Annotated in this window: 5 protein-coding genes; all 5 read right to left on the bottom strand. The window is 30.6% G+C overall.

What is annotated here, in order from left to right:
• Window positions 1–61 precede the first annotated feature (61 nt).
• Window positions 62–1087 (bottom strand): hypothetical protein, encoded by a 1026-nt coding sequence (locus MR285_RS06255; RefSeq protein ID WP_293559135.1) that lies wholly within the window; start codon window positions 1085–1087, stop codon window positions 62–64.
• Window positions 1088–1168: 81 nt separating this feature from the next.
• Entirely contained in the window at window positions 1169–2215 is a 1047-nt protein-coding gene (locus tag MR285_RS06250; RefSeq protein ID WP_293559133.1) for a spermidine/putrescine ABC transporter substrate-binding protein, read from the bottom strand.
• Window positions 2212–2997, bottom strand: coding sequence for an ABC transporter permease (locus MR285_RS06245; protein WP_293559131.1), 786 nt, complete (start codon window positions 2995–2997; stop codon window positions 2212–2214). Before MR285_RS06245 ends, MR285_RS06250 begins: the two co-directional genes overlap by 4 nt.
• Window positions 2994–3827, bottom strand: a complete 834-nt coding sequence (locus MR285_RS06240) for an ABC transporter permease (RefSeq protein ID WP_293559129.1) — start codon at window positions 3825–3827, stop codon at window positions 2994–2996. The genes MR285_RS06245 and MR285_RS06240 overlap by 4 nt, the downstream gene beginning before the upstream one ends.
• Complete coding sequence (locus tag MR285_RS06235) at window positions 3824–4858, bottom strand: ABC transporter ATP-binding protein (protein ID WP_293559127.1); 1035 nt, start codon at window positions 4856–4858, stop codon at window positions 3824–3826. Before MR285_RS06235 ends, MR285_RS06240 begins: the two co-directional genes overlap by 4 nt.
• Between the last annotated feature and the right edge of the window lie 113 nt (window positions 4859–4971).

Here is a 4971-nt window from a genome sequence, read left to right as displayed (position 1 = left end):
CAATAAAAAAGTTTTCATAAAAAAAGCCCAACTTAGTTGAGCTTTAATCCTAAAAAATTATTTAACCTATAAATACTCTTGGAATCATAAATAATACTGAAACTACAAAATACATTAATAAAAATGCTATTGATTGTTTAATTTCTTTTATTCCAAAAGTTACATCATCATCTGCTGATAAAAATCTCGCAACAATTGATGCAATAAAACCTAAAATCGGATATACAATTAGTACTCCAAGGTTACTTGTTCCCTTGTCCATAAATCTAAAGAAAGTAGGAATCATAATAAATAATGCCCCTAGATACATTGGGAAGCTTCCCTTGTCTATCCAAATTAGTACAATTACACCAAGTGTAAGTACTAAAAACACCACTGTTGAAATTGTGTTGATCAATGAAATTTTATTAATCAAACTTTGGTTAATTAATTCTAATTTATTTATATAGTAACCGGAATTTGTATAAGCTTCCTTTACGCTATCAGTTGATTTTGTTGTTTCTGTCCAATTTTCTACCTTAGCATTAGTTACGAATATTGATGCGTCTTCAACTTTTTGTCCACCAGAAAAATATAGTGGGTTTGGATTGTAATAAACTTCAAACTCATATTCTCCAACTTTTTCTGACAAATTAAGTTTTACTTCACTAACTGCTTTAAACTCTTTATTATCAGTTTTGTTGTAGAAATCTTTAACCTTTAATTTTAATTTTTCTTCAAAAAGTGATTTGTTTATTTTATCAAAATCACCCTTTAGATTTACCTTTGACTTGCTGAATTTTACTCCTTCGCCAAAGAAAATTTGTCTAACAGGTGTACCCATTATTCTTGCAGTCGTGTCTTCGCCCGTGTAATTGAATTTTACATCGTATTTTATAAGTTTTTCACCGCCATCATTGACAACAGATCTGGCAACTTGAAGATTTTCAACTCCATCGGAATTGTTAAATAAAATTCCGTCAAATTTTCTTTCCACATTTGAATTTGGCCACATAAGAGACTTGCTAAAAAAAGCGGTTAAAGAAACTAACATAAGTGCTAATAAGAAAATTGCAAGTATTATAAGCTTTTTTATTCTCTTGTTCATTTTAAACCTCCATTATGAAAACATTTCGCTTATATTATAATAACACATGAAGGTCTTAAAATAAACAAATTTATTAGCATATTAAAGATTAGAAGCATTTATTTCTGTCCAAATTCTGTCGTAAACTTTTATGAAATCGCCAAGATCTCTAAAAGCTTCAAGTGGCGGAAGTTTGTCAATGTCTGGATATGCAACCTTGGAATTTTTAATTTCATCAGGAAGAAGGTCTTTTACACCCTTAACTGGTGAAGTGTACCCAACACAGTATTCTGCATTTTTAGCTTGCACTTCAGGTTTAAGCATATAATTAATAAATTTTTCTGCTCCAGAAACATTCTTTGCATTCTTTGGTATAACCATAGAATCGTACCAAATATTAGAACCTTCCTTTGGCACTACATAATCTAAATCTTTATTTTGTTGCATCATTAGAAGTGCATCTCCAGAATAAATAACAGAAAGATTTGCATCTCCTTGCACTACTACATCACGTCCATCATCGTCGAGATATGCGTAAACTAAAGGTTTTTGTTCAATAAGAGATTGCTTCACTTCCTGCAATTCCTCTTCACTTGTAGAATTTAGGGAGTAGCCAAGTCTTTTTAATGCAATGCCAATAGTATCTCTTTGTGAATTATACATAATTATTTGGTCTTTGTATTTTTCATCCCACAAAATATTCCAAGAATCAACTGGGTCTTTAACTTCTTTCTTATTGTAGACAATTCCCACAGTTCCCCAGAAATATGGCACTGAATATTTATTTTCCGGGTCAAAAGTTGGATTTTTTAAATTATCTTCAACTCCATCAAAATTTGGAATGTTTTTAAAATTAATTTCTTGAATTAAACCTTCCTTAGAAAGTCTTTCAATCATATAATCGCTTGGAACTACTACATCGTACTTGTCTTGTGATTGAGTCATCTTTATATAAAGGTCTTCGTTAGATGCGTAAGTGTCATAATTTACCTTTATTCCCGTTTCCTTTTGGAAATCCTTTAGAATTTGTGGGTCTATATACTCACCCCAGTTATAAACGTAAATTTCTTCCTTTGCACTTTTCTCTTTACCACAAGCAGTTAAAGTTAAAAGCATTAATAGTGATAGTGCTAAAATTATTTTTTTCATAGATTCACCTCAAAATTTTTATTTTTTTCGCTTCTCTTGTTAATTATTTCAAGTAAAATTAATAATGATACTAACATAAGTGTTGAAACTGCATTTATTGAAGGGTTTATTCCCTTTCTAGCCATTGAATAAATCGTAATTGATAAATTTGAAACTCCTTGTCCAGTGTTGAAGAAAGAAATTACAAAATCGTCAATGGAAAGTGTAAATGACATCAAAGCACCCGTAAGTATTGCAGGTTTTATCTGTGGAATTACCACGTGCATAATTGCATAAGTTGGCGTCGCTCCTAAATCTAAGGCTGCCTCAACTGTATTTTTATTTAATTGATTTAATTTTGGAAGGATTGACAAAATTACATAGGGAATACAAAAAGTAATATGTGAAATAATCATAGTGGTGTATCCCATTCTTATATTAAGTAGTCCAAATAATCCCATTAGTGCAACTGCTGTCACAATGTCTGGATTTATCACTGGAAGATAATTAATATTTAATATAGCATCCTTTTTAAAGCCACGAAGTTCATTTATTGCAATGGCAGCAACTGTTCCCACAACCGTAGAAATAACTGTTGCAACAACTGCAACAAGAATTGTAGTCCAAAGAGATGATAAAATTGCCGGGTCGTTAAATAGCTTTTTATACCACTTTAAAGTAAAGCCTGCCCAAGATCCTCTTAATTTTGAATTGTTAAAACTAAAGACCACAAGAATAAATATTGGTGCGTACAAAAATATAAAGGTCAAAAACAAATAAATTCTATCTATTATTTTTTTCACATCAAACCTCCTTGCATCTCTCCAGTTTTAATTTTTTTATTAAATAATTTTGGTATTACTAAAATCAAAAACATAATAACTATTAGCACCATGGAAATAGCAGAACCAAAGCCCCAATCTCCCGTGAAAGTAAACTGCTTTTCAATTAAATTTCCTATTAAGTAGAAGTTGTTTCCACCAAGTAAGTTTGGCACTACGAAAGTAGAAATTGCAGGAATAAATACCATAGTTATACCTGTGTAAATGCCTGGAAGTGAAAGTGGAAAAATAACTTTTACAAAAACTTTAAAATCATTTGCTCCAAGGTCCTTTGCAGCTTCAATTAATTTTTGATCCATTTTTAGAAGCACTGTATAAATTGGAAGAACCATAAAAGGCAAAAAGTTATAAACCATACCTATCATAATTGCCTTAGAATTATACATTAAGTCCCAAGGTCCAAGACCAAAAATTCCAATAAATTTATTTATAAGACCATTATTTCCAAGAAGTGTTAGCCAAGCATAAGTCCTTAGTAGAAAATTCATCCACATTGGAATTATAAAAACTAAAATCAAATTATTTCTCACTTTTTCACTCATTTTTGAAATAATATAGGCAACTGGGTATCCAATGACTAGACAAAAAAGAGTTGAAACAGCAGCAAGAATTATGGAAGTAATTAAAATTTTTACATATAAAGGCTCAAAAAATCTTGCAAAATTATCTAAAGTAAAGGAAAAATCAGCTAAATTTGTATTGGAACTTAGCGCATGAGCTAGTATCAAAAATAGTGGCAATACAATAAAAACTAATCCCCAAAATAAATATACAATTGAAAATTTTTTCATGACAACCTCATTACATGGATTAAATCGGGTTTTATAATAATGCCTGTCCTATCTCCCACTTCTCTTTTTTCAGTTGATTGCACAAGCATACTATAACCATCTACATCCACATTCATTTCGTAGTGAACACCTTTAAAGACTAAACTTGTAACAGTTCCTTCAATTTGATAATTTTCATCTACTAAAAGCACGTCTTCAGGTCTTATAACTACTTCAACATCTTCTCCATTATTAAATCCCTTGTCCACACAGACAAAATCATAATCCAAAAATCTTACTTTAAAATCTTCTAACATTTTTGCCTTAATAATATTTGATTCGCCAATAAAATCGGCAACAAAGGCATTTTTAGGCTCATTATAAATATTTAGCGGAGTATCCATTTGTTGAATTTTGCCATTATTTAAAACAATTATAGTATCACTCATGGAAAGAGCTTCTTCTTGATCGTGAGTAACATAAATAAAAGTTATTCCAACACTTTTTTGAATTCTCTTTAACTCAATCTGCATGGCTTGCCTAAGTTTTAAGTCAAGTGCACCTAGAGGTTCATCTAACAAAAGAACCTCAGGTTCATTTACAAGGGCTCTTGCAATAGCAATTCTCTGTTGCTGTCCACCAGAAAGAGATTCAATTTCTCTGTTTTCAAAGCCCTCTAAATTTACGAGTTTTAAAACTTCCCTTACCTTTTCTTTTATAAGTTTTTTGTCCATTTTCTTAATATTAAGACCAAAGGCAATATTTTTGTAGACATTCATATGTGGAAAAAGAGCGTACTTTTGAAAAACTGTGTTTATCTTTCTCTCGTAAGGCTCTTTATTTGTAATATCATTGCCATTAAAAAGAATTTGACCTTCATCTGGCGCTTCAAAACCTCCAATTAATCTTAAAATAGTTGTCTTTCCACAACCACTTGGTCCTAAAATTGTAAGAAATTCATCCTTTTTAACTTTAATATTAAAATCCTTTAAAATAACATTGTCGTCAAAACTTTTTGTTACATTTTTTAATTCAATTACATAATTTTCCATAATTCACCGCCTAAAAATTTGGTGGAGAAGAAATCCACAAAATCTCAGCTTCACACTTTCCTTCATTTTTTAAATAATGGGAGCTATTTGCTTTAAAATAAAAACTTTCGCCC

The sequence above is a fragment of the Peptoniphilus sp. genome (assembly GCF_022767005.1).
Taxonomy (GTDB): Bacteria; Bacillota; Clostridia; order Tissierellales; family Peptoniphilaceae; genus Peptoniphilus_A.
Note: the sequence above shows the minus strand (reverse complement) of the source record. Positions and strands in the feature narration are given on the sequence as shown.